Raw genomic sequence first — 25,491 nt, 5'->3', positions numbered from 1 at the left:
CATGAGCAATGCCGCAGTGATGGAAACGACGACCACGGCCGTGGAATTCCCGGCCAATGTGGAAGCGCAGAAACTGGCGCGCAAGAAGGCGGAAAAGATCGCCCTGGAAAACAACAAGCTGCACAAGCGCTTGTGCCGCCTGGTGGGGCAAGCCATCGGCGACTTCAATATGATCGAAGACGGCGACAAGGTGATGGTGTGCCTGTCCGGCGGCAAGGATAGCTACGCGCTGCTGGACATCCTGATGACCTTGCGCGAACGCGCGCCGATTCATTTTGATATTGTCGCCGTCAACCTCGACCAGAAGCAGCCGAACTTCCCACCGGAAATCCTGCCCGCCTACCTGACGGAACTGGGCGTGGCCTTCCACATCGAAAACCAGGATACCTACAGCATCGTCAAGCGCCTGATCCCGGAAGGCAAGACCACCTGCTCGCTGTGCTCGCGCCTGCGCCGCGGCATCCTGTACCGCGTGGCCGACGAGCTGGGCGCCAACAAGATCGCCCTGGGCCACCATCGCGATGACATCCTGGAAACGTTCTTCCTGAATATGTTCTTCGGTGGAAAACTGAAGGGCATGCCGGCCAAGCTGCAATCGGACGACGGCAAGCACATCGTCATCCGCCCGATGGCGTACGTGAAGGAAGAAGACACGCAGCGCTATGCGGAAGTCAAGGGCTTCCCCATCATCCCATGCGACCTGTGCGGTTCGCAGGAAAACCTGCAGCGCAAGCAGATCAAGGGCCTGATGCGCGAATGGGACAAGAAATTCCCCGGCCGCGTGGAAAGCATCTTCTCGGCGCTGTCGAACGTGGCGCCGTCGCATTTGATGGACCCGAAACTGTTCGGCTTCAAGGACTTGAAGGCCGATGGCCTGGCCAACCCGATGGGCGACATCGCGTTTGACGAAGAGCCGTGCTCGACGCCGACCACGTTCGGCACGATCCCGCTGCAAGCGCTGTAAGTCCTGTTGTTTTCGCCGCCACCGTCCAGGTGGCGGCATCCCTCCTCTTTCCCCCTGCGTCCATTTGATGTACCGTAGTCAGCTCTGCCGGTACGCGATGTGTCACGCGCGCATTCCTGCCCGGCGGTCAGCACGCATTCTTCCGACAACCTCACTGGAATGAACCATGACGCCATCCGCGCTCAAGCGCCCCCTGCTGTTCTCCCTGCTGGCCCTTGGCCTCTCCAGCGCCTTCGCTGCGCCTGACCCCGCGCCCACCGACCGCCAGGCCGACCGCTGGGACCTGACGGCGCTGTACGCCAGCGACGCCGCATTCGACGCCGACGCGAAAAAGCTGTCGTCCCAGTTGCAGCAACTGGGCGCCTGCAAGGGGCAACTGGCAGCCTCGCCGGCCCGCCTGAAAAGCTGCCTGGACCTGGTCGCCGAGGCGCGCAAGCGCGTCAACACGCTCACCACCTATGCGGCGCAGTACTACGACCAGGATACGGGCGACAGCAAGGGTAACCAGCTGAACCAGCGCGCCGCCCTGCTGGGCAACGACTTCACCCAGGCGACGACCTTTCTGCAGCCGGAAATCCTCGCCCTGGGCGCCAAGCGCATCGATGCCATGCTGGCCAAGGACCAGGGTTTGCAGCTGTACCGTTTTCAATTGAGTAACATGCTGCGCAGCGCGCCGCACACGCTCGACGCGGCCGGCGAACAACTGGTGGCGCAGTTCGGCCTGGCGACAAGCTCGGCCGCCAGCGTCTACCGCACCTTGGCCAATGCGGAAATCCCGTGGCCGACCGTCACATTATCGAATGGCACGCAAGTACGGCTCGATCAGGCGGCGTATACCAAATACCGGGGCGACGACCAGCGCGCCGACCGCAAGCTGGTGTTCGACGCCTTTTTCGGCAAGTGGAAAGAGTATGAACGCACGTTCGGCGAAACCCTGTACGGCCAGCTGAAAACAGATGCCGCGTACGCGAAAGTACGCCATTACACCGATTCGCAGAGCGCCGCGCTGGACGCCGACCATTTGCCGCCGGCCGTCTACCAGACCCTGATCGCGCAAACCAATGCCAACCTGCCCACCCTGCACCGCTACTTCAAACTGCGCGCGCGCATGCTGGGCGTGAAAGACCTGGCGTATTACGACATCTATGCGCCGTTGCTGAAAAGCGAGCGCAGCTTCCCGCTGGCCGAAGGCAAGCAGATGATGCTCGCTTCCGTCGCGCCGCTGGGACCCGACTACGTCAAGGCGCTCACGGCCGCCGTGGACGCGCGCTGGATGGATGTGTACCCGCGTCCGCGCAAGGTGGCGGGCGCCTACATGAATGGCGACGCGTACGACGTGCATCCGTTCGTGCTGCTCAATTACACGGACAATTACGAAGCCGTCAGCACCCTGACGCACGAATGGGGCCACGCCATGCACTCGGTGCTGGCCAACAAGGCGCAGCCATCGATCTATGCGCCGTACAGCATCTTTGTGGCGGAAATCGCCTCCACGACGAACGAAGCGCTGCTGCTCGACGCGCGCCTGAAACAGGCCAGGGACGACGACGAGCGCCTGCTGTACCTGGGCGCGGCGCTGGAAAACCTGCGCGGCACCTTCTTCCGCCAGGCCATGTTCGCCGAATTCGAGGCGGCCATCCACGGCAAGGTGGATAAAGGAGAATCGCTGACGGGCGAAGAGATCACGGCCATCTATGCCGGCATCCTCAAGCGCTACCACGGCGAAGCGCAGGGCGTCATGACCATCGATCCCGCCTACGCGCTGGAATGGGCGTATGTGCCGCATTTTTATCACGGCTTCTACGTGTTCCAGTACGCCACCTCGATCGCGGCGGCGCAGGATTTCGCGCAGCGCATCCTCGACAAGGAACCGGGTGCGCTGGCCGCCTACCTGAAGATGCTCGGCGCGGGCGGCTCGGCCTACCCGTATGAGCTGGTGAAGGCGGCCGGCGTCGACCTGGCCTCGCCGAAACCGTACCAGGCGCTGGTGGCGCGCATGAACGGCATCATGGACCAGATCGAGGCGATTGAAGCGAAGCGGGGAAAGTAAAGCCGGGACGAGGCGTAGGTCGGCTTAGCGCACGGCGCGTAAGCCGACGCAACCCCAAACAAAAGCTGGGGTCAGACCCGAAGGTCTGACCCCGGTTCTGCCGCTTCCGCGGCCGCAAATGCCGCCGCATCGCTCTCGAACATGTCTTCCAGCTCTTCGCGCGCCTGGCGCGTGAGGGACATGACTTTTTGCTGGTCCTGGAAGTGCGGCGCCACTTCCAGCAGGGTCTTGAGGTTATGCGCACGGAAGATGCCGGCCGCGCGCTGCGCCCGTTCCGCGCTGTAGCCCACCTGCTGCAAGGTCTGCTCGCCCAGCAGCAGCGCGGCGGCGAAGGTCTCGCGCTCGATCAGGGTCACGCCGCGCTTCATCAATTCATAGTAATGCGTGACGTTGCGCGCGCGCGCCAGAATCGTCAGCTGTGGCAGGCGCAGGCGCACGGCGTCGACCAGGGCCAGGCTGTCGTCCACATTGTCGATGGCGATCACCAGCGCCTTCGCCTTCTCGATGCCGGCCGCCACCAATAAATCCACGCGTGTGGCGTCGCCATAAAACACTTTAAAGCCGAACTTGCGCAGCAACTCGATCTGGTCCGGATCGTGGTCGAGCACCGTCACGCCGATCTTGTTCGCCGCCAGCAGGCGCCCGATAATCTGGCCGAAGCGGCCAAAGCCGGCGATGACGATGGGATTGTCCTGCGCCTCGATATGGTCGTCCGGGCGACGCTTCTTGTCGCCTTGCAGGCGCGGCGCGACGAACTTGTCGTGCGCCAGCAGCAGCAAGGGCGTGGCCACCATCGACAGGGTCACCACCACGACCAGCAGCGCGGCCGTCTGCGGCGCAAACACGTGCGCGGCCTCGGCGGCGGCAAACACGACGAAGGCAAATTCGCCGCCCTGCGACAGCAGCAGCGCAAAGAACAGCTGTTGGCCGCGGGGAATGTCGACAAACTTCGACAGCACGTACAGCAAGGCGATCTTCACCGCCAGCAGCCCGGCCACCAGGACCAGGATCAGCAAGGGCTGCGCGCGCAGCACGCCGAAATCGACGGACATGCCCACGGCGATGAAAAACAGACCCAATAACAGGCCCTTGAACGGCTCCAGGTCGGAAATGAGCTCATGGCGGTATTCGGAATCGGCCAGCAGCACGCCCGCCATGAAGGTGCCCAGCGCCATCGACAGGCCCACCGATTCCATCAGCACGCAGATGGCGATCACCAGCAGCAGGGCGAAGGCCGTGAAGATTTCGCGCAAGTCCGTCTTGGCGATGAAGCGCAGGATGGGGTTGACGAGGAAGCGCCCGCCGATCACCAGCGCCGCCAGCACGGCGGCCAGCTTGGCCACGCGCAGCCAGCCCGGCTCACCGCTATGCGTGACCAGGCCACCGAGCAGCGGCACCAGCGCGATCATGGGAATGGCGGCGATATCCTGGAACAGCAAAATGGAAAAGCCGGCGGAACCGGCCGGCGTACTCATCAATTTTCGTTCGCCCAGGGTGGCCAGCACGATGGCCGTCGACGACAGCGACAGCCCCAGCGCGCCCACCAGCGCCGTGCGCCAGTCCACGCCAAAGGCCATGGCCACGGCGCACAGCCCCGCGCTGACGACGCCCACCTGTGCCCCGCCCCAGCCGAAAATGGGACGGCGCAACAGCCACAAACGCTTCGGTTCGAGCTCCAGGCCGATCAAAAACAGCAGCAGCACCACGCCGAATTCGGAAAAGCTGAGGATCACCTCGACATTCTTGATCAGGCCCAGGCCCCAGGGACCGATGACAACGCCGGCCACCAGGTAGCCCAGCACGGCGCCCATGCCCAGGCGCTTGGCCAGCGGCACCATGATGATGGCCGCCACCAGGTAAAACAGTATGTTGATGAGAAAGCTGTGGTGTTCCATGCGAATTCCGGAAAAACGTGATTGGAATCGCAATCATGCCTGAAGTGGCGCGCCGGCGGGGGTCAGGGCTGCGGAGCGTCGATGCGCGCGCGCAGTTCATCGAGATTCACGCGCGACAGATAGCGTTCGATGTTTTTCCACACGGCGTGGTAGCCGTAAGCGCCATTTTTCAGCTCATCGATCGCCTTCTCGCGCGGCCAGCCCTGGTACAGCATGCGGTACATGGCGGCCATCATGCCCGTGCGGTCGGCGCCGTGCAGGCAGTGCAGCAATACTGGCCCATCCTGCCCGGCGGCGCGGATGGCACGCATGGTCGCTATCACCTGCCGGTCGCCGATGGCCCAGGTATTGATGGGAATGCGCACAGCGCGAATGCCGCTGCCCTCCAGCACCTGCGTATCGGAGTGGAAGGCGCGCAGGCTGATCACCGTCTTCACGCCCAGCGCCTGCAACTGGGCCACGTCGGCACTATCGAGCCTGGCGCTGCGGTACAGGACGGGCGTGACCTGGTGCAGGTTCGACACCTGCGGCAGCGGCGTCGCCCAGTCCGGATGGCGTGGCGGCGATGGTTGTGCCCCGGCCGGCGCGGCGGCCAGCCCCAGGGCGAGGGTCAAAAGTACTGCATGCAACATCATGGCTTCCTTGTTATCGAAGAACGGCGCCAGCGCGGCCATCGTCCAGCACCTGCGCCAGTACGTCCAGGGCGGCGCGCGGGCGGCCCAGCGCCAGGGCTTTCGCGCGCATGGCTTGCAACTGCTGCGGATGGTCGAGCAACAGGCGCACGCGGTATTCCAGCGTCACGGCGTCAAACGCTTTCAATGCCACGCCCTGCTCCAGCAGGTAATCGGCGTTGCGCTCTTCCTGGCCGGGAATCGGCGCATTGACGATCATGGGCAAGCCCAGCGCCAGGCATTCCGAGGTGGTCAGCCCGCCCGGCTTGGTGATCACCAGGTCGGCGCACGCCATCAGGCGCTCCACTTCGCCGGTAAAGCCCTGCGCCAGCAGGCGGCCCGGATACTGACCGGCCAGTGCCTGCAGCGCCGTCAGCGCGGCGGCGTTTTTCCCCGCCAGCACGATCAGCTGGAAGTCGCCGTCCAGCGCCAGCAGGCGCGCGGCGACGGTATCGAGGCTGCCCAGGCCCGCCCCGCCGCCCATCAGCAGAATCGTCGTGCGCCGTGGATCGAGCCCGAACGCCTGCGCGCACTGCACGCGCTCGGGCACCTGCGCAAACGCGGGCATGATGGGGATGCCCGTCACGTGGATGCGGTCGGCGGGAATGCCTTCGTGGCGCATGCGGAACGCCACCTCGTCGGTGGCAGCAAAATAACCGTGCATCCGTTCGTGCACCCACATGCGGTGCAAGTCGAAGTCGGTGACCTGCACCCACACGGGGCAGGCCAGCTGTTCCTGGCGCAGCGCGCGCGACAGCAGTTCGGCCGGCAGGAAATGCGTGCAGATGATGGCGTCGGGCTGGAAGGCGGCGATCTGCGCCATCAGGGCACGCGTGTTGAGGCGCTCGATGCCACGGCGCAAACGCTGCATCGAGCTGTCGCGCGGCGCATCATAGGTGGCGTGATACAGATAGCCCCACAGCGCGGGCGCCTTGTTGACCAGCTTGATGTAAAAATCCGTGTACAGCTTGCGGAACGCAGGTGTGACGAAATCCATCACATCGAGGTGGCTGGCGATGGCGGCACTACCCTCGCCGTCATCCTGCGTGGCATACGCCTCGATGGCTTGCGCCGCGCGCAGATGGCCGGCGCCGGCCGAGACGCTCAACAGGAGAATTCTTTTCTGCTTTTTGCTCATCATGGGCCTTGTCAATCCATGAAACTGACGGGCGCCACGTCGACGCGCATGACCGGATACAAGTTCAAGCGCTCATCCCACGAGGCGTGGCGGCGGGCGAAAAACTCCAGGCGCGCATGCGGATTCTTGGCAAACTCCGGTTCGTCGGCCAGCTTCTGCCGGAACTGCGCCGCCAGCGCCGGGTCGGCCGCCAGTTGCGCGCGCGCCACATCCTCGGCCACGTAGTCCTCCATGTATTCCTTGCGCTCGAACGCCGTATTGAAGCTGCCCCAGGCCAGTAGCGAGTCCGGCGCGCGCGGCTCGAGCAGCGCCACCACCAGGCGCGCCTTCGGCTGGTTGACGGGCACGTACAGCACGCAGCTGTCGACCAGGCGCACTGCCTTCTGCCATTCGCCCTGTACCGCCGCCGTCTGGCGTCCCTCGAACGACTGCGCGCCGAACTTCACTTGCGTGGCGCGGAAGATTTCCACATTCTGCCGGGAGAGGAAGCCGGTCATTTCATTGTAGGCGATGCCGTGCTGGCGCAACTTGGCGCCCACCATCTTCGCCTGCGCGCATGGCACCAGATAGCCAGCCTTCGGCGCGGCCACCTGCAGGTCAGGCACGATCTCGTCGCGCAGCGGCACGTTCCAGATTTGCGGCGTCTTTTCGTCATAGCGCGTCATCAGCGCGCCTGACACTTCGGACGGCGTGCGCGTATAGGCATAGCCGCGAAATGCGATCATGCGGCTTTTCTCAGTGGTTTTATACGTGAGCGGCAAGGTGCTGCCGGCCATCTGCGCGGCGCGCGCGTCCGCCTCGAGCGCCGTTTGCCGCCACTGCGCTCCATGCTGGGCCACTTGCGATAGCAGCGAGACGATGGTGTTGCGCGTGATGCGCACGCGGGTCGCGTAGTCCTTCCACGAGTGGGTTTCCACCAGCACGCCGAAACGGTTACGCAACAGGAAATAGCCGTGCGAAAAGCGCGGGTTCGGCGTCGAATCGACAAAACCCGACTGCGGATTGTCTTCCTCGGCAAACGACATGTAGAACGGCTTCGGATCGGAACCCTGCTTTGCCAGGTCGGCCAGCACGCCGTCGCGCAGCGCCGTTCCCGCCGCGCGCAAGGCCGCATCGCCCGCATGCACGGGTTCGACCTGAATCGAGATATCGGGTTCAAACTGCGCGCCGTCCGTCACGTGCAAGTCGACATACGCCAGCGGATCCCAGGCGTTCACCAGCGCCAGCATGTGCTGCATCTCGGGCGTATCGGCCTTCATGTATTCACGGTTCAGATTGTAGTTTTGCGCCGTGCTGCGCCAGCCCATTTCCACGGGACCGCGCTGATTCGGGCGGTTCCAGTTACCGAAGCGCTCATGGCCGTCGACATTGAACACGGGCACGAACAGCAGCACCTGCTTGTCCAGCGCGCCAGGCGCTGCCTTGCCTTCCAAAACTTCGCGCAGGGCCAGGAAACCCGCGTCCTTGCCGTCGATTTCCCCCGCATGGATGCCGCCCTGTACCAGCAGCACGGGTATCTTGCGCAGCCTGGCCACGTCCGGCGTCAGCGCGCCCGAGTTGGAAACGGCCAGCGCCAGCATGGGGCGGTTTTCCGGCGTGCGGCCAAATTCAAAGCAGCGCACCTGTTTCGGGTGGTGCTCCTCGAAGCGCCGGCACAAGGCTTCCACTTCCTCGTAGCGGCCCGTACTCTTGAAACCTGAGTACTCGGCCGCCGTTTTCAGGGAAAACAGCCGCATATCGCGCGCGGCATGCGCGTTGACGGCAAACAGGGAAAACACGGCAGCGGACAGCAGGGCATGGCGTAGCATCGGGCTAGCTCCATCAAGAGGGACAAGCGGGCAATTATAGAGTGGCGGTCATCGGAAAACCGCGCCTAAAAACAAAAAAGCCGGGACAGCGATTGCTGTCCCGGCGTGTTTCAGATGCCTACCCGCGGCTGATGTTGCGCTAGAAACCGTAGCGAGCAAGCCCGATATCGGGTTGAGTAGCGCAGCTGTACGGAAGGTACAGCGAGCAACGGATGCCCGAAAGCGGGCTGCGCAGTAGGTTTATAGCGTGACATCATGAGCCAAAGTGGTAGTTGAATTCTACCCATCCCTGGCGGCCTTGCGGGCTGTAGTTGCCGATCGGGTAGTACGGCCAGCCATTGCTGGTATCGCGCTTGATCTTGTCGAACACGTTGTTGACGATCAGCGAAACGGTGGCGCGGTCGCTGATACGGTACACGGTGCTGATGTTGGCCAGCGCCGTCGGCGTCAGGTAGCCCGTGCCGGCGGCATTCGGCACCTTGCCGTAGCGGCTGACCAGCAAGGTATTCGACCAGTCGCCCGCAGCCCAGTTGACGCTCAGGTTCAGCTTGTCGGGCCAATCCATGTTGGTCAGCGATTTGGTTTCGTCGGTCTCTGCGTCACCGGCGAATTGCTGCGATTTCTTGCTCAGCACCCGCGCGTAGTTGGTCTTGAAGGCGAAGCGGCCATAGTCCGTCGTGCGCAGCACATACTTCAGGCTGACGTCGATGCCGCTGCTGCTTTGCTTGGCTGCGTTGATCGGGTTGACGGTGATGGTCTTGATCTCGCCCGCCTTGTTCAAGGCATTGGCTGCGTAGCGCTCGATGCGGCCCAGGGTATCGATACAGGTCGGCGAACTGATATCGGCCTTGCCCAGGCGGCAATCGGCTTCGTCACGCAGCAGCTTGTCGGCGCTCAGGTTCGTCACCAGGTCGTCGATCTTGATGTTCCAGTAGTCGACGGAGACGTCGAAATTGGCACTCGGCGACCAGACGGCGCCCACGCCGAAGGACTTGCCCTTTTCCGACTGCAGGTCGCGGCTGCCGTTCTGCACGTAATCGGCGCCAGGCGATTTATTGGCATACTCGCAGCCGTCGATGGCCTGTCCGGCGGCGTCGCAACGGTAGTAATCGGTGGTGCTCGAATAATAGCCCTTGCCGCGCGCCTGGTAGATGTAATTCATGTCCGGCGCGCGGAAGCTGGTGGCGTAGTTGGCGCGGAACAGCAGCTCGGGCGCGGGACGCAATTCCAGACCGCCGTTGTAGGTGAACTTGCCTTCCTTGCGGCCGGCAAAGCTGTAGCGATCATAACGGCCGGCCAGGGTGCCCGTCAGCGTTTCATGCAAGGGCAAATTCAATTCCGCGCCCAGCGCATAGCGCGAACGGGTGCCGGCCGTGGTGCCCGAACCGGTGGCGATATTGAAATAGCCCTGGTCGATGCGCGCGTCGGGTTCGTTGCTGAAACCCTGCTTGCTCGCTTCGGCTATCGTGGCGATCTTCGCGGTGCCGGCAGGCAGCTGGAACAGATCGCCATTCGTGGCCAGGCTTAGCGTATTCGTCCAGGCCTTGTCATGGCTGTCGCTGTAGCCGCTGATGCTGTCGAATTCGGCAGCCGTCAGCCGGCGCGACAGGCGCGCCGCATCCGGTGCGTAGATGGCCACGCCCTTGGCATCCGTGCCCAGCTTGGGGCCCAGGAAAAAGCTGTCGATGTTCGACAATATGCGCGGCGTGTGGCCTTCGCTCTTGTAGATCGAGGCGTTGTAGTTGGCTTCATACTGCCAGGCGGTGCCGGGAATACGGCCCTTGGCGCCCAGCGAGATGGCGGTGGCCAGGTCATCCCAGCTGCGCTTGTAGCGCTGCACGCCGCCGATTTCCTCGGGCGACATGAAGCGGGTCCACTCTTCGTAGGCGCCGCTGTTCTGGTTCAGGAAGTAGCCATTGCCCAGCGAGGCCGAGGTCCACGATGGGCCGCGCGTCGTATTGACGGTCTTGTTCTTGCCGATCAGAAAGTCGGCAAACAAGGTCGTATCGGCATCGAGCTCGTAATTGGCGCTGCCAAACACGTTCTGGCTGCTATTTTTGGTCTGCGTGGTCCAGTAGGTCGGACGGGCTTTCGGGCTGGCGCAATAGCTGCCATTCTTCGCCGTGTACTTGCTGACACTGCCGCCGAACATGTCACCAAACTGGCTGCAGGTATCGCCCAGGTCCACATAGCGGCCGGACGTGCCTGACGCCATCACGCGGCGCGAGGCAACCGTGGTCGGCACGCCGGAACGGCTGGTCATGAAGTCGCGCTCCATGCTCCACAGCGGGTCGCGCTGGCTCAGCTCCACGCTGAACAGAGTATGCAGCTTGTCGAAATTGCCGCCGCCCGTCAGTTGCACGCGCTGGTTGCCGGCGCCGCCGCGCGAGGTGCCGCCGACCTTGACGTTGATATCGAAACCTTCCGCCTGTTTTTTCAGGATCACGTTGACCACGCCGGCGATCGCGTCCGAGCCATAGATGGCCGAGGCGCCGCCGTTCAGAATCTCGATGCGCTCGACGATGCTAGCCGGGATGTTCGCCAGGTTGGTGAAGTTGACCGCGCCGTCATAGGCGATGGGAAAGTCGGCCAGGCGGCGGCCGTTCAGCAGGATCAAGGTGTGGTTCGGCCCCAGGCCGCGCAGGCTGATGGTATTGGCCGATGGCGTGAAGGTGTTGCCGTAATCTTCGCCCTGCGTAAAGCCGCTGTTCTGCACCTGGTTGGTCAGCGCGTCGAAGACGTTCTTGTAGCCCTGCTTGGTGATTTCATCGCCGGTCAGGATGGTGACGGAAGACGGGCCTTCCAGGCTGGCGCGGGGAATGCGCGAACCGGTGACCACGACGGCTGGCGGGGTGGCCGCTGCCTGCTGAGCCGCTGCGGGCGCTTGCGTTTGCGCGTGCGCCTGCCATGCGGTGCCGCCCAGGATGGCCAGTACGCCAAGGCTGAGCGGGGTTAACTTGAACTGTTTCGACATCGTTGCGCTTCTCAAGGTGGGAGAAAAGCGGGACGATAGCAAAATGCCAGTCATTCCAGAACGAATGGATTCATCTTTCTATATATCAAAATTGTTATATAGAAAGATTATTGAGCAGGAAAACGTCAGGCGCCACGGAGATGCCAAGGCAGAAGCATGCGCTTTATTGGCGAATGAGGGCAATTTCCTTGTAGCCCGGGCGCAGCAGTCGCGCCGCCGTGTCGACCGGACTCTGCATCGAACTCAACAGCCTGGTCGCGCCTGTGGCCGGCGTGCAGCTGCCGCTGCTGCGGTAGCGCAGCGCCGCCGCCAGCATGCCTTCCGCCGCGTCGCCCAGCTGGTGCTGGTAATCATCCGTCACGTCGCAGGTCGGCGCCATGCCGTCGGCAAAGTCACCAAAGCCCTTGGCGTTGACACCCTGGAACTGCACCGCGAAATAGGTGGTGCCGCAATTCGGTGCAGGGTAAAAACCGTAGGGCTTGCCGCACGTCGTGCCGCCGATCAGGTTGACTTGCACATTCACGCCGCGCAAGCCGTTGATGATGGCTTCACTGGCCGAGCAGGTATTGCCCGTTGTCAGCAAGGTCACCCGCGTCAGCCCCAGCGAGGGCAAGGGCGTGCCCTTGGGGAGGGGATTCGGGCCGGGAAAACCCTGGCTTTGCGTATGGAATGGCACGGGCGCTTTCGGCCGGGTCTTGTCATTGAAGAGCACCTGCTCGAAGGTCTTGCCGGTGGTGACCTGCGGGCCGGCAATCATGTAAGCGAGTTCGCTGGCGACATCCAGATAGCCGCCGCCGTTGTAGCGCACGTCGAGCACCAGGTCGCTGATGCCGGCCGCCTGGAAGCGGCGCATGGTCTCGACCAGCTGACGCTCGGCGACATTATTGTGGGTGTTGAAGGTCAGATAGCCCACCTTGCCCGTGGGCGTGTCGATGATGCGCTCGTTCTGCACGGCGCTGGTGCTGACCTCGACCGCCTGCAGGGTGGCGTTTCGCACCGTTCCGTCACGGCTGAAACTGAGGGCATGCGTGCCTTGCGCCTCGGGGAACAGGCCCGCGTTGATGACCTTCACGCTGGCCGTGTCTGCGGCATTGACGAAATCGACGCCATCGACGGTTTGCAGCAGATCGCCCCGCTGCAAGCCCGCCAGGGCCGCCGGCGAGCCTGGTTCGACGATCGAGATCACCGCCTTGCGCGGTGGCGTGTTACGCGTCTGCGCCAGCAGCATGCCATAGCCCAGTTCGATGCCATTCTGCGCATTCTCCCACTCTGCCGTTGGAGTCGTGAAATGGAACTGGTCCTTGGGCTTGCCGGACGCCGTCGTGGCCGTTGTTTTCAGCACGTCGAAATACGCGATGGGCGTGGTGAAGCTTTGCGGCTGGTACGTGGTCGGCACTTCGCGGTACCACAGATACGTTTCATCGATCCAGCTGCGCACCCACGTCAGTTCATCGAGCAAGGTGCCCGGCTTGTCGATGCTGCTGCCGCTGCGCGGTGCCTCGCAGCGGTTCGCCACCGTCGATGCAGCGACCAGCGCCGCAGGATCCGTCGGCGTGACGGGCGGCACGACGGCCGCGCTGTCGCTGCCGCCACCTCCGCCGCCGCAGGCACTCAACAGCAACGCAATGGAAAGGACAACAGGACGAGCAAGGGGCACAGGCAAGGAAGAAAAGCGCAGCGAACGCATGATAAACTTTCCGAAAAGAAATTATCAAAAAATTATAATAGTTTTTTCAAACAGGCGTTGTTTTCTTTGACACAAAAAAAATGGCGCCCGCAGGCGCCATTGCTACAGCGTGGAGTTCACTCCATCACGCCACGCTGGCCGCCACGGGCGCTGCCACGACGGGCGGCAGCGGCGTCGGCGCGTTGAAGGCGATCAGCAAACTGGCTTCCTTCTCTTTCGCCGCCTTCAAATGACGCTCCTTCACGTGACCATAGCCGCGGATGTCTTCCGGGATGCTGGCAATGGCCACGGCTTGCGCCAGCTTGGCCGTCGTCAGTTTCGGCAGCAAGCCGCCCACCGTCGCGCGGTATTCAAGAATCAGCGCGCGCTCCGTCTTGCGCTCGGCCGTATGGCCGAACACGTCGAAGGCCGTGCCGCGCAAGCCTTTCAACTTGGCCAGCACGCCGAACGCCTTCAGCATCCACGGGCCATATTCCTTCTTGATCAAATGGCCCTGGGCGTCCGTTTTCGCCATGATCGGCGGCGCCAGATGGAACTTGAGCTTGATGTCGCCTTCGAACATGGCGGCGATCTTCGCCTGGAAGGCGCCGTCCGTGTACAGCCGCGCCACTTCGTACTCGTCCTTGTAAGCCATCAGCTTGTAGAAGTAGCGGGCCACGGCTTCCGTCAGGCGCAAGTGCGGGCCGTTCAGGGCGCTTTCGGCCGCGCGCACCTGGCCGACGAAGTCCAGGTACTGCTGCGCATACGCGCGATCCTGGTAGGCCGTCAGCAAGGCGACCCGTTTTTCGATGATGTCGTCGAGCGTGTCGATGCGCTTGAATTCCACCACCTTGGCGGGGGTTGTCATGCGCACCAGGCTGGCCGTATCGTGGGCGCCCGCGCGGCCCCAGTTGAAGGCGGCCTTGTTGAACGCCACCGAGACGTTGTTCAAGTCAATGGCCTTCATGATCGACGCTTCGGTGAGCGGCACCTTGCCCTTTTGCCACGCGTAGCCGAGCATGAACATGTTCGTCGCGATGGAGTCGCCCATCAGCGCCGTGGCGATCTGGCCCGCGTCGATGAAATCGACGTGATCCGTGCCGCAGGCCTTTTCGATTTCCATGCGCGCCGAAGCACCGGGGAATTGCCAGTCCGGGTTTTTCACGAAGGCGGCCGTGGACGAGCTGGTCGAGTTGATCATGGCCCAGCTGCGTCCCTCTCCCATGCGCGACAGCGCGTCGCGGCTGGCCGTGACGATCAAATCGCAACCGATCACCAGGTCGGCCGCACCCGTGCCGACGCGCGTCGAGTGGATATCTTGCTGGCGGTCCGCCAGGCGCACGTGCGACATCACGGGGCCGCCCTTTTGCGCCAGGCCGCTCATGTCGAGCACGGAACAGCCCTTGCCTTCCACGTGCGCCGCCATGGCCAGGATCTGGCCCACGGTGACCACGCCCGTGCCGCCGATGCCGGTGACCAGAATGCCGAACGGCTCGGCCGTCGAAGGAATGGTGGGTGTCGGCAAGGCCGGCACTTCAGGTCCGCCCTTGTCGGCGCTTGCCGCTTTCTTCGACTTTTTCAAGCCGCCGCCTTCCACCGTCACGAAGCTGGGGCAGAAACCCGTCGTGCACGAGAAATCCTTGTTGCAGGACGACTGGTTGATCTGGCGCTTGCGCCCCAGTTCCGTTTCCAGCGGTTCCACCGACAGGCAGTTCGATTGCACGGAGCAGTCGCCGCAGCCTTCGCAAACGGCTTCGTTGATGACGGCGCGCTTGGCCGGGTCCGGGTATTCATTGCGTTTCCGGCGGCGGCGTTTTTCCGAGGCACAGGTCTGATCGTAGATCATGGCCGACACGCCCGGCATGTCGCGCAGTTCGCGCTGCACGTCCATCAGTTCCGAACGGTGGCGCACGGTCACGCCTTCGGCCCAGGCATAATCGGACGGGTATTTTTCCGGCTCATCGGTGACGACGATGATGGGACCGACGCCTTCGGCGGCGATCTGGCGCGAAATGATGGCCGGAGATAATGGGCCATCGAATTCCTGGCCGCCCGTCATGGCCACCGCATCGTTGAACAGAATTTTGTAGGTGATATTCACCTTGGCCGAGACGGCGGCGCGGATGGCCAGGATGCCCGAGTGGAAATACGTGCCGTCCCCTAGGTTGGTAAACACGTGCTTTTCATTCGTGAACGGCGCCTGCCCCACCCAGGTGACGCCTTCGGCGCCCATGTGGGTAAACGTCGACGTCTCGCGGTCCATCCACAGCACCATGTAGTGGCAGCCGATGCCGGCCAGCGCGCGCGAGCCTTCCGGCACCTTGGTCGAGGTATTGTGCGGGCAGCCGGAGCAGAAGAACGGCGTGCGGTCTTTCTGCGGATCGGGTTTCACGCTGATCGCTTTCAGCACATTCTCTTTGGCTTCCAGGTAGGCGATGCGCTCCTTCACGCGCTGCTCGACGGGGTGGCCGGCGTAGTAGCGCGAAATGCGGCTGGCGATCGCGCGCGCGATCATGGCCGGGTTCAGTTCATACGTGGCCGGCAGCAGCCAGTCGCCGTGTCCCGTGCCCTTCTGGTTGCTCCACTCGCCCGTGTCGTCGAACTTGCCGACCACGCGCGGACGCTCGCCATCCTTCAGGTTATACAGTTCTTCCTTCAGCGCGTATTCGAGGATCTGGCGCTTTTCTTCCACCACGAGGATTTCATCGAGGCCCTTGGCAAATTCGTGCACGCCGTCCGCTTCCAGCGGCCAGGTCATGCCGATCTTGTACAGGCGGATGCCGATGTCGGACGCCGTCTGCTCGTCGATGCCCAGGTCGGCCAGCGCCTGGCGCGTATCGAGGTAGGATTTGCCGGCCGTGATGATGCCGATGCGCGCCTTCGGGCTGTCCCAGATGATCTTATTGAGCTTGTTGGCACGCGCATACGCCAGCGCCGCATACCATTTGTAGCTGTTCATGCGCACTTCTTGTTCCAGCACCGTGTCGGGCCAGCGGATGTTCAGGCCACCGGCCGGCAGCTCGAAGTCGGTCGGCAGCACGATCTGCACGCGGTCCGGGTCGAAATCGACGGCGGCGCCCGACTCGATGATGTCGGTCACGCATTTCATCGATACCCACAGGCCCGTGTAGCGGCTCATGGCCCAGGCATGCAAGCCGTAGTCGATGTATTCCTGCACCGACGACGGGTACAGCACGGGAATGCCACAAGCGTTCAGGATATGGTCGGACTGGTGCGCCGTGGAAGACGATTTGGCCGCATGGTCGTCGCCGGCCAGCACCAGCACGCCGCCGTGCTTGGCGGAACCGGCGTTATTGGCGTGTTTGAACACGTCGCCGCAGCGGTCGACGCCGGGACCCTTGCCGTACCACATGCCGAACACGCCGTCGTATTTCGCGTCTTCGAACAGATTCGTTTGCTGCGTGCCCCAGACGGCCGTGGCGGCCAGGTCTTCGTTCAGGCCCGGGTGGAATTTGACGTGGTGTTCATCGAGGTATTTCTTGGCCTTGATGGCCGTCATGTCGACCGACGTCACGGGCGAACCGCGGTAACCGGTGATATAGCCGGCCGTATTCAGGCCAGCTTTCAGGTCGCGCTCGCGCTGCAGCATGGGCAGGCGGATCAGCGCTTGCGTGCCCGTCATGAAGGCGCGGCCGCGCTCCAGCGTGTATTTGTCGTTCAGGGAAATCTCGGACGCGTGTGCGCCCGGCTCAAGACTTGAGCCCTTGATTGGTGCATTCATTACTTGTCTCCATTATTCTCGGTGCTACGCGTGCAAAGTCGGTTGAACTCACACGTACCGGTCGCGCTTTGTGAGCATGCCGGTGCGGAAAAATGACTTGTTTGTCGTAGACTACCACAGGAAGGCGCGCAGTTCTTTTGCTGCACTGCACTCCCGGGCGGGTGCTGTTTGATGCCTGTTTTCTTTGCTGCCATGTCGGATTACGCTGCGCTAATCCGACCTACATCAATGACGTGTGACGCGTAGGTCGGCTTAGCCCGCCAGGGCGTAAGCCGACAACAGCCAATTACGCCGCGTTCGTATCTTTCAGCACGCCGCGCTTGATCTGGTCCAGCTCGATCGATTCGAACAGGGCGCGGAAATTGCCTTCGCCGAAGCCCTGGTCGCCCTTGCGCTGGATGATCTCGAAGAAGATCGGGCCGATCACCGTCTGCGTGAAGATTTGCAGCAGCAGTTCGCGTTCCGTTTCCGTGCTGTGGCCATCGATCAGGATGCGCAGGCGGCGCAGTTCTTCCAGCTGCTCGCCATGGTTCGGCAGGCGGCGGTTGACCAGTTCATAGTACGTTTCAATCGTGTCCTGGAAATCGATACCCGTGTCGCGCATGCCTTGCACGGATGCGTAGATATTGTCCGTGCCCAGCGCGATGTGCTGGATGCCTTCGCCATGGTACTGGTCCAGGTATTCGGCGATCTGCGACTTGTCGTCCGACGATTCATTGATCGGGATGCGAATCTTGCCGCAGGGCGAAGTCATGGCCTTCGACTTGAGGCCCGTCAGCTTGCCTTCGATGTCGAAATAGCGCACTTCGCGGAAGTTGAACAGGCTTTCATAGAAGCTCGCCCATTCCTTCATGCGGCCACGGTGCACATTGTGCGTCAGGTGGTCGATGTACGTCAGGCCATGGCCGACGGGGTTGGCGACGGCGCCGGGAATGGCGACGAAGTCGACGTCATAGATGCTGATGTCGCCGATGCCGCCCGGTGCGGCGGCGCCTTCCTTGTCGGCGCCCTTGCCGCGCCAGCGGTCGACGAAGTACAGCAGGGAATCGCCCACGCCCTTGATGGCGGGGATATTGAGCTCCATCGGACCCGTTTTATTGTCGAAACCCCAGGCGCCCAGTTCCAGCGCGCGGCGGTACACAAAGGCCGCGTCGTCGACGCGGATGGCGATGGCGCACACGGACGGGCCGTGATGGCGGGCAAAACGCTGCGCGAACGAATCTTGTTCGGCATTGATGATGAAATTGATGTCGCCCTGGCGATACAGGGTCACATCCTTGTGGCGGTGGCGCGCGATGGCCGTGAAGCCCATGTTCTCGAACAGCTTGCCCAATGCTTTTGGGTCTGGTGCTGCATACTCGACGAACTCGAAACCATCGGTACCCATCGGGTTATCCCAAGGCTGAAATTGCATGATGTCTCCTCCAAGAAGTAGCGCACAGTATAGGCGTGGCTCACGGGCATTAAATGCCAAAGATCTCCCGAACAATCATGATTTGCGCAATAATATTGCGTGAAACGAGAACCACCGGAGGGAGCATGAGCAAAATTACGCTGGATAAAACGGACCGCAAGATCCTTGCCGTCCTGCAGGCCGATGGCCGCCTGTCGAATCAGGACGTGGCCGAACAGGTCAGCCTGTCGCCGTCGCCATGCTTGCGCCGCGTCAAACGGCTGGAAGAAGCGGGCGTCATCCGCCAGTACGTGGCCCTGCTGGACCCGGAAAAGATCGGCCTGGGCTTGCTCGCTTACGTGAATGTACGGCTGGAAAAACATAGCGACGCCACCGCGCACAGCACGGCGCGCGTGCTGGCGCCCAACCTGGTGACGAATACCTCGCCGCGCGCCGACTTCGCCGTGGCCGTGGCGCATTGGCCGGAAGTGGTGGCCTGCTATGCGATGACGGGCGAAATGGATTATTTATTACGCGTGCACGTGGAAGACATGGAGCACTTTTCGCGCTTCATGATGGCGACCCTGCTGCGCCACCCGGCCGTGCTGGACGTGAAATCGAGCTTTGCCTTGCAGCGCATCAAGGATACGACGGCCCTGCCCTTACTGTGACGGCGGTGACGGTGGCTCGGGCTTCTTCTTGCGCCCCGGCAAGCGATCCCACAGTTTGAATGCAGCGCGCGCGTTGGCCTTGAACGTGTAGTCGAACATGGCAAACTGCTCCTGCACGGCTTCCTGCAGCATGCTCGTCGGGTTCGGCGGCAGTAGTTTCAAATAAGCATCAGCTTCGCCATAGTCGCGCTGAATTTCCATGCCCGCCTTCTTGGCGATATGCATCATCGTCTTGTTCGACGACAAACAATGCATGTACAGGGTATCGACATCGTTGTTGCGGCAGTGTATCGCCGCCCGCTCGAACAGTTTCGACCCGACGCCCATGCCGCGCATGGATTTCGACACGGACACGCCAAACTCGGCCACCTGCTCCTTGTCCGTGACGACACTTTTCGCCGGCGACTTGTCCTTCGGCGCGAACGCCAGATGCCCCACGCCCACCAGCTTGAACAGGCTGTTGTAGACGCCATAAATCATGTCGCGCGAGAAATCCATCTTCTGCACGTACTGCGCCACGAGTTCATCGGGCAAGGTGCTGCCGAAACGCAGCAAACGGTCGCTTTTCTCCAGCGACAGAAAATGCTTCATCATGCGGCGCCGGTCGCGCTCATGCAATTGTTTGACGAGTACGCTCGGGCGCCCGCCGCCGCTACGACTGAGCCAGCGGCGAAACGGATTTTGAAACAGCTTGGGTAAGGTCACGACGACTCCTGGGGCGGTGCTGCGGCACGTCAGGCCGGTATTGTGCAGTGCAACATTATGGCGCCATTGTAGCCTATTCCCGCCATTCAAGCCTGGGCCAGGAATGCTTGCACGGCGGCCACCCGCGCCGCGTGGATGACTTCGGGGATGCGTTTCGGCTCCGCACAACCTTGCGCCAGCGCGCCCGCGTTGACGGCGCGCGCCGCGTCCAGCCCGCCCTGCAAGCGCGCCGCTTGCGGGAAATCGCCCGCGACCAGCCCATCGCACGCCACCGCTTGCAGCAGTTGCGCAAAGCGCTGCGGTTTACGCAAGCCATCGCAGCGTTCGCACATGCTCACCACGGCTTCGGCGGTCAAGTCCAGCGCGTCGTTGATATTGTCCAGCTCACGCGCCGCCATGACGGCCAGCTCGCGGCACTCGTTGGGCACGCGCAGGCGCTCACTCAGTTGTTCAATGGCATCTTTGGGCAGGCGCAGCAGCAAGGCGGCAAAACGCACGGGCAAGTCAAGGCCTTGCGCCGCAGCATGGTCGATGACCTGCAGCAAGCGCTCGCTCAACTGGATTTCTCCCATGATGCGCGCCAGCGCGCCGCATTCCTGCAGCACCGTCAGCATGCGCGACGGCCGCGCTTCCATCAATCCTTTCGCCACTTCCTGCCACACGCGTTCGGCCACCAGGGCATCGACTTCGCCATCCTGCACCATCCGGCGCATCAGCTCCATGGTGGGCGGTGCCACCGTAAAAGTATCGAAACGGGCGGCAAAGCGGGCCAGGCGCAAGATGCGCACGGGGTCTTCGCCGAAGGCCTCGGAAACGTGGCGAAACACCTGGTTTTGGATATCCTGAATGCCGCCGAACGGGTCGGTCAACGTACCGTCCTCGGCTTGTGCAATGGCGTTGATGGTGAGATCGCGCCGCACCAGGTCGTCTTCCAGCGTGACGTCAGGCGCCGTGTGGAAGACAAAGCCCCGGTAGCCGGGGGCCGTCTTGCGTTCCGTGCGGGCCAGCGCGTATTCTTCCTGCGTCTTCGGGTGCAGGAAGACAGGAAAATCCTTGCCGACGGGCCGGAAGCCCTGGCGCAGCATGTCCTCTGGCGTGGCGCCCACGACGACGTGGTCGTGGTCTTTCACGGGCAAGCCCAGCAGTTGGTCGCGCACCGCGCCACCGACCGTATAAATCTTCATGGTAACTCTTCTTTAATCGGGTAATTCCGCGTCGTGCTTGGCCGCGACTTCCGTCTCCGCCAGCGCTTCCGTGATCCAGCGCGCCACGGCCGGGTGCGCCTGCACGCGCTCGCAATACGCGTTCAGCGCCGGCGCCAGACTCACGCCATACGTGCGGAAGCGCATGACGACGGGGGCAAAATACGCGTCGGCGATGGAAAACTCGCCAAACAGGAACTGGTGGTGTCCAAAGCGCGACAAGCACTCTTCCCAGATTTCGCTGATGCGGCCAATGTCCGCCTGCGCGGCGGCAGTGCGGCCACGGCCCGGCAACGTCGCCTTGATATTCATCGACATGTCCGTGCGCAAGCCGGTGAAACCGGAATGCATTTCCGCGCAGACACAGCGCGCCATGGCGCGCGCGGCCACGTCTTGCGGCCACAGGTGTTTATCGGGAAACTGCTCGGCCAGGTATTCGCAGATGGCCAGGCTGTCCCAGATCGTGATCTCGCCCGCCAGCAGCACGGGGACCCGGCCGCAGGCCGAATACTCGGCGATTTTCGTCGCCGTGTCGCTCTGGTCGAGCAGCACGCGCACTTCCTGGAACGCAATGCCGAAGGCCGTCATGGCCACCCACGGGCGCATCGACCAGGACGAATAATTCTTGTTGCCGATGATGAGGGTCAGGCCAGGCTCGCGCGCGGCGGCCAGGGTTTGCGTCAGGCTGGGATCAAGGATGGTCGTTTGCATGGTCGGGTATCAATTCATTGGGTTACGGCAAATCGGCCGCGATGGCGCTGTTTTTCGGTCCCACGGTACCCAGGCGCGCTTTCAGCGACTGCGGGCGCTTCTCGAACAGGGCCGCGTAATAGGTGGCGTTGGCCATCACGTTTTTCACGTAGCCGCGCGTTTCCGTGTACGGAATGATCTCGGCAAAGATGGCGCCTTCCAGCGGGCGCGTCATGGTGGCGCGCCAGATGCGCAAGCGTCCCGGCCCCGCGTTGTAGGCGGCGCTGGCCAGCACTTGCGAACCATCGAGGCCACCGAGCACCATGTTCAGGTAATTCGTGCCCAGCAAGACGTTGGTGCGCACATCGCTCAAGGTTTCCGTGACGAAATCGGTGAGACCGATCTTCTTGGCGACGTAACGGGCCGTCGACGGCATCACCTGCATCAGGCCGGAGGCGCCCACATGCGATTGCGCATCCATGATGAAGCGCGATTCCTGGCGGATCAAGCCATACACCCAGGCTTTATCCAGGCCCAGGGTTTGCGTGGCCGGATGCATGACGTCGTCGTGCGGCGTCGGGTAGCGCTGCGTATAGTCCACTTCCAGGCGCGTGCGGTCGGACGTATTGACCATGCGGTCGAGCACATTGTTCTGGCGCGCAAATTCCGCGGCCGCCAGATGCTGGCGATCCGTCATCGAACGCAATTCCCAGTTCCACTCGCGCGTGCCTTCGAAGCGCAAGCGCATGTTGAAAAATTTCAGCGCCCGCTGCAAGCCCGGATTGGCGGCCATGGCGGCGATTTCTGTCGGGCTGACGGGCTGGCCCGGCGGCGGCAACACCAGATGGTTGCCCAGCTCTTCGTTGGCCAGCAAGCCGTAGAAATTCGACTGCTCGGCAATCGTGCGGTACAGGGTATCGGCCTGCGCATTCGGGCGGCCCGGCGTTTCCGCCTGCTGCGCGCGCGCCAGCCAGTAGACCCAGGTGGGATCGGCGCGCAGCGAGGCCGGCATGGCCTGGATGGACGACTTCACCACAGGCCAGTTGCCTTCGCGCAAGGCAATGCGCGTTTTCCACTGCATCTGCTCCTGGGTCAACGGTGCGCCATTGGATTTTTGCCAATATTCAAACGCTTCCGGCGCCAGCGAATACGATGCCTGCAGGGCCAGGTTGGCCCAGCCGATGGCTTGCTCCTGCGGCGTCAGTTGCGTGCTGGCCTTTTGCAGTGCCACCACGCCCAGTTTCAGGGTACTTTTCGCCATGCGGCCGATGGCCACCAGGTACATCTCGTGGTCGGCGCGGCTGGGTCCCGGTCCCTTGGCCAGCATCAGCGCCGGCAAATCGATGGCTTGCGCCATCTTCGCGTCGGACGCGCCCAGCAACAGCGCGATGCGGCGCGCCGGGCCCGTGGCGTTGGTCTGGCCCGCCAGGCGGATCTGCGCCCACAGCTCATTCGTGTCGAACTGGCCATTTTGCGCCAAGACCGCGATCAGGCTGCCGCACGCTTCGCCATAGCCGGGCGGCGACACCAGCAGGTTGCGCGCTTCGGGCGCCACGTTCTGCCCCTTGGCCGCGCGCGACATCAGCGCATAGCACTTGAGCTGGGTGTCGTCGTCGAGGGCGAATTGCGGATATTGCTCATCAAACACGACCCAGTCGCGCTTGCGGCCCAGCTCCAGCAGCCAGTCGTTGCGGAAACGGTCGGCGATGGCGCTGCCCTTGTAGCGGTTCAGGTAATCGCGAAATTGCGCCTCAGTCAGCTGTTTGATGCGCGGTTTCAGCCGATAATAGTCAACATACGATGGAATCTGGTAATTCGTCAGGCGCCCCGCATAAAAGTCGGCTTTTTCGGCGTCATCCTTGCGCGCGGCGTCGCGCAGCAGCAGGAAGGCATCGTCCTCGCTGCGCGTGTCGGGTACGGCAGGAGAGACGGTGGCGGACACCTGGGCCAGGGCGGCCAGAGGAGACAAGGCCGATGCAACACACAGCATCGTGCCGGCAATCCATTTCAGTGGGGAAATCAATGTACGACTCTCAATCTTAACTTGATGGTGATATGAATAGCGACCCTAGAATAACATGCGATCCGGCTACACGGCCACCCATTGCGCCAGAGGACAAAGCCGGCTTGCGCAAGGCCCTGCTGGCGGCCCGCCGCGCCCTGCCCGAGACTACGCGCGCGGGGTGGGATGCGGCCATCGCGCAGCGCCTGCTGGACTGGTGCGTGCAGGAAAACGTCGAGGAACTGGGCGTGTACTGGCCCCTGCACGGAGAGCCGGACTTGCACGGCGCGTATGCGCAGCTGGCCGCGCGCGGCGTGCAATTGAGTTTGCCCGTGGTGCTGGAAAAGCATGCACCGCTGGCATTTTCCGACTGGACGCCCGGTGTAGCGATGGTCAAGGATGGCATGGGCGTGGCCGTGCCGGCCCAATTGCGCCTGCGCCCGGCGCCCGCCACCCTGCTGGTGCCCTGCCTGGGTTTTAATACGGAGCGTTTCCGGCTCGGCTATGGCGGCGGCTATTACGACCGCACCCTGGCGCAAACGCCCCGTCCGCGCACGGTAGGCATCGCCTATGCCTGCCTGGAGGCAAGCTTTCCCAACGGCGAATACGACATCGCCCTCGATCACATCATGACCGAGGGCGATCTTTACTGTTAGGCGCTATAACCCCGAGGGATTACTTGACCAGGCGCTGCCACAGTGCGGTAGTGGGCGCCGCCTGGTTCATGCTATAGAAATGCAAGCCCGGCGCGCCGCCTTCCAGCAGACGCTCGCACAAGCCCGTCACCACGTCCAGGCCAAAGGCCTTGATGGACGCGCTGTCGTCGCCGAAGCTGGCCAGTTTCAGACGCACCCAGCGTGGAATTTCCGCGCCGCACATGTCCGAAAAGCGCATCAATTGCGTGTAGTTCGTGATCGGCATGATGCCGGCCACGATAGGCACGTTGATGCCCATCTTCTGCGTCTGCTCGACAAACTGGAAATACGCGTCGGCATTGTAGAAGTACTGGGTGATGGCCGCATCGGCGCCAGCCTGCACCTTGCGCGCAAACGCCTGCAGGTCGTCCTGCGGCGAACGGGCTTGCGGATGCACTTCCGGATAGGCGGCTACTTCGATATGGAAATGGTCGCCCGTCTCGGCGCGGATGAATTCCACCAGCTCGTTGGCGTAGCGAAATTCGCCCGAGGCACCGTAGCCGCTGGGCAAGTCACCGCGCAAGGCCACGATGCGGCTCACGCCGGCCGCCTTGAAGTCGGCCAGCACGGCGCGGATCGATGCACGCGAACCGCCCACGCAAGACAGATGCGGTGCGGCTTGTTCGCCGGCCGCCAGGATCTCGCGCACGGTATCGAGCGTGCCCTGCTGCGTGGTGCCACCGGCGCCGAAGGTCACCGAAAAATACTTCGGCTGCAATTCAGATAACTTGATACGCGTGGCGCGCAGCTTTTCCGCCCCTTCCGGGGTTTTCGGCGGGAAAAACTCAATACTGAAATTATGCTTTTCCATCGTCATTACTCAAAAGTAAGGTCGACAAGGCCCAGGAAATGATGCTGTACAGAATGGCACCACCCACGGCAGACCAGAAACTGGCGACATGGAAACCATCGATCACCTGCGCCACCAGCCAGAACAGGAAGCCGTTGATGATCAAAATGAACAGGCCCAGCGACAAGAATGTCACGGGCAGGGTCAGCAGGATCAGCAATGGGCGGATCAAGGCATTGACCAGCCCCAGCACGGCAGCGGCCAGCAGCGCCGTCCAGCCGCTGCTCATCGTCACCGAGTGCATCAGGTAGGGAACGGCAAACAGGGCTGCCGCATTGATAAACCAAATCAGTAGCAAGCGCATTTCTCTAGCCTGTCAAAAGTAGGGTCAGGCCGGCGACGGGCGCCGGCCCTCAGAGGGTGAGTTACAGCCCT

18 protein-coding genes are annotated in these 25,491 nt (G+C 62.7%); 4 read left to right on the top strand and 14 right to left on the bottom strand.

Annotated features, from left to right (window positions below):
- The first annotated feature begins 1 nt into the window (after position 1).
- Positions 2–964, top strand: a complete 963-nt coding sequence (gene ttcA / locus FJQ89_RS19910; protein WP_373629876.1) for a tRNA 2-thiocytidine(32) synthetase TtcA — start codon at positions 2–4, stop codon at positions 962–964.
- Positions 965–1,130: 166 nt separating this feature from the next.
- Positions 1,131–3,014, top strand: coding sequence for an oligoendopeptidase F (gene pepF / locus FJQ89_RS19905; RefSeq protein WP_141171431.1), 1,884 nt, complete (start codon positions 1,131–1,133; stop codon positions 3,012–3,014).
- A gap of 71 nt (positions 3,015–3,085) precedes the next feature.
- Here pepF and kefC read toward each other — a convergent pair whose 3' ends face one another.
- From kefC to hppD, 8 genes are all read right to left on the bottom strand, one after another.
- Positions 3,086–4,909, bottom strand: a complete 1,824-nt coding sequence (gene kefC, locus FJQ89_RS19900; RefSeq protein WP_141171430.1) for a glutathione-regulated potassium-efflux system protein KefC — start codon at positions 4,907–4,909, stop codon at positions 3,086–3,088.
- Between the two features lie 62 nt (positions 4,910–4,971).
- Entirely contained in the window at positions 4,972–5,544 is a 573-nt protein-coding gene (locus tag FJQ89_RS19895; protein WP_243136145.1) for a dual specificity protein phosphatase family protein, read from the bottom strand.
- 10 nt (positions 5,545–5,554) lie between these two features.
- Complete coding sequence (locus tag FJQ89_RS19890; RefSeq protein ID WP_141172901.1) at positions 5,555–6,718, bottom strand: MGDG synthase family glycosyltransferase; 1,164 nt, start codon at positions 6,716–6,718, stop codon at positions 5,555–5,557.
- 11 nt (positions 6,719–6,729) lie between these two features.
- Positions 6,730–8,526, bottom strand: a complete 1,797-nt coding sequence (locus tag FJQ89_RS19885) for a M14 family metallopeptidase (RefSeq protein WP_141171429.1) — start codon at positions 8,524–8,526, stop codon at positions 6,730–6,732.
- A 253-nt stretch (positions 8,527–8,779) separates the two neighbouring features.
- Complete coding sequence (locus tag FJQ89_RS19880; RefSeq protein WP_141171428.1) at positions 8,780–11,500, bottom strand: TonB-dependent receptor plug domain-containing protein; 2,721 nt, start codon at positions 11,498–11,500, stop codon at positions 8,780–8,782.
- A gap of 163 nt (positions 11,501–11,663) precedes the next feature.
- Positions 11,664–13,187, bottom strand: a complete 1,524-nt coding sequence (locus FJQ89_RS19875; RefSeq protein ID WP_141171427.1) for a S41 family peptidase — start codon at positions 13,185–13,187, stop codon at positions 11,664–11,666.
- Between the two features lie 124 nt (positions 13,188–13,311).
- Complete coding sequence (locus FJQ89_RS19870) at positions 13,312–16,908, bottom strand: indolepyruvate ferredoxin oxidoreductase family protein (protein ID WP_141171426.1); 3,597 nt, start codon at positions 16,906–16,908, stop codon at positions 13,312–13,314.
- 286 nt (positions 16,909–17,194) lie between these two features.
- The gene (hppD, locus tag FJQ89_RS19865; protein WP_071079812.1) at positions 17,195–18,322 is read right to left on the bottom strand and encodes a 4-hydroxyphenylpyruvate dioxygenase; all 1,128 of its coding nucleotides are present in this window, start codon (positions 18,320–18,322) and stop codon (positions 17,195–17,197) included.
- Between the two features lie 125 nt (positions 18,323–18,447).
- Here hppD and FJQ89_RS19860 point away from each other — a divergent pair, with 125 nt between their 5' ends.
- Positions 18,448–18,972: an Lrp/AsnC family transcriptional regulator gene (locus tag FJQ89_RS19860; RefSeq protein WP_070220829.1), complete on the top strand. Its 525-nt coding sequence runs from the start codon at positions 18,448–18,450 to the stop codon at positions 18,970–18,972.
- Here FJQ89_RS19860 and FJQ89_RS19855 read toward each other — a convergent pair.
- The 4 genes from FJQ89_RS19855 to FJQ89_RS19840 form a co-directional block, all read right to left on the bottom strand.
- On the bottom strand, positions 18,964–19,677 hold the full coding sequence (locus FJQ89_RS19855) for a GNAT family N-acetyltransferase (RefSeq protein ID WP_141171425.1): 714 nt from the start codon (positions 19,675–19,677) through the stop codon (positions 18,964–18,966). The two genes, FJQ89_RS19860 and FJQ89_RS19855, sit on opposite strands and share 9 nt — an antisense overlap.
- Positions 19,678–19,763: 86 nt before the next feature.
- Positions 19,764–20,861 carry a multifunctional CCA addition/repair protein gene (locus FJQ89_RS19850; RefSeq protein WP_141171424.1) on the bottom strand — a complete coding sequence of 366 codons (1,098 nt, stop codon included), beginning with the start codon at positions 20,859–20,861 and terminating at the stop codon, positions 19,764–19,766.
- Positions 20,862–20,873: 12 nt separating this feature from the next.
- On the bottom strand, positions 20,874–21,590 hold the full coding sequence (locus FJQ89_RS19845; protein WP_141171423.1) for a glutathione S-transferase family protein: 717 nt from the start codon (positions 21,588–21,590) through the stop codon (positions 20,874–20,876).
- A gap of 22 nt (positions 21,591–21,612) precedes the next feature.
- Positions 21,613–23,592 carry a lytic transglycosylase domain-containing protein gene (locus FJQ89_RS19840; protein WP_141171422.1) on the bottom strand — a complete coding sequence of 660 codons (1,980 nt, stop codon included), beginning with the start codon at positions 23,590–23,592 and terminating at the stop codon, positions 21,613–21,615.
- 104 nt (positions 23,593–23,696) lie between these two features.
- Here FJQ89_RS19840 and FJQ89_RS19835 point away from each other — a divergent pair, with 104 nt between their 5' ends.
- Positions 23,697–24,227, top strand: coding sequence for a 5-formyltetrahydrofolate cyclo-ligase (locus FJQ89_RS19835; protein ID WP_141171421.1), 531 nt, complete (start codon positions 23,697–23,699; stop codon positions 24,225–24,227).
- A 19-nt stretch (positions 24,228–24,246) separates the two neighbouring features.
- Here the strand turns inward: FJQ89_RS19835 and metF are convergent, their stop codons facing one another.
- Together metF and FJQ89_RS19825 are read right to left on the bottom strand one after the other, a co-directional pair.
- The gene (gene metF, locus FJQ89_RS19830) at positions 24,247–25,077 is read right to left on the bottom strand and encodes a methylenetetrahydrofolate reductase [NAD(P)H] (protein WP_099760976.1); all 831 of its coding nucleotides are present in this window, start codon (positions 25,075–25,077) and stop codon (positions 24,247–24,249) included.
- Positions 25,064–25,420 (bottom strand): phage holin family protein, encoded by a 357-nt coding sequence (locus FJQ89_RS19825; protein WP_034783534.1) that lies wholly within the window; start codon positions 25,418–25,420, stop codon positions 25,064–25,066. Before FJQ89_RS19825 ends, metF begins: the two co-directional genes overlap by 14 nt.
- Positions 25,421–25,491: the final 71 nt, after the last annotated feature.

Origin of the sequence: Janthinobacterium tructae, from assembly GCF_006517255.1 — a bacterium.
GTDB classification, from domain to species: Bacteria; Pseudomonadota; Gammaproteobacteria; order Burkholderiales; family Burkholderiaceae_D; genus Janthinobacterium; species Janthinobacterium tructae.
Note: the sequence above shows the minus strand (reverse complement) of the source record. Positions and strands in the feature narration are given on the sequence as shown.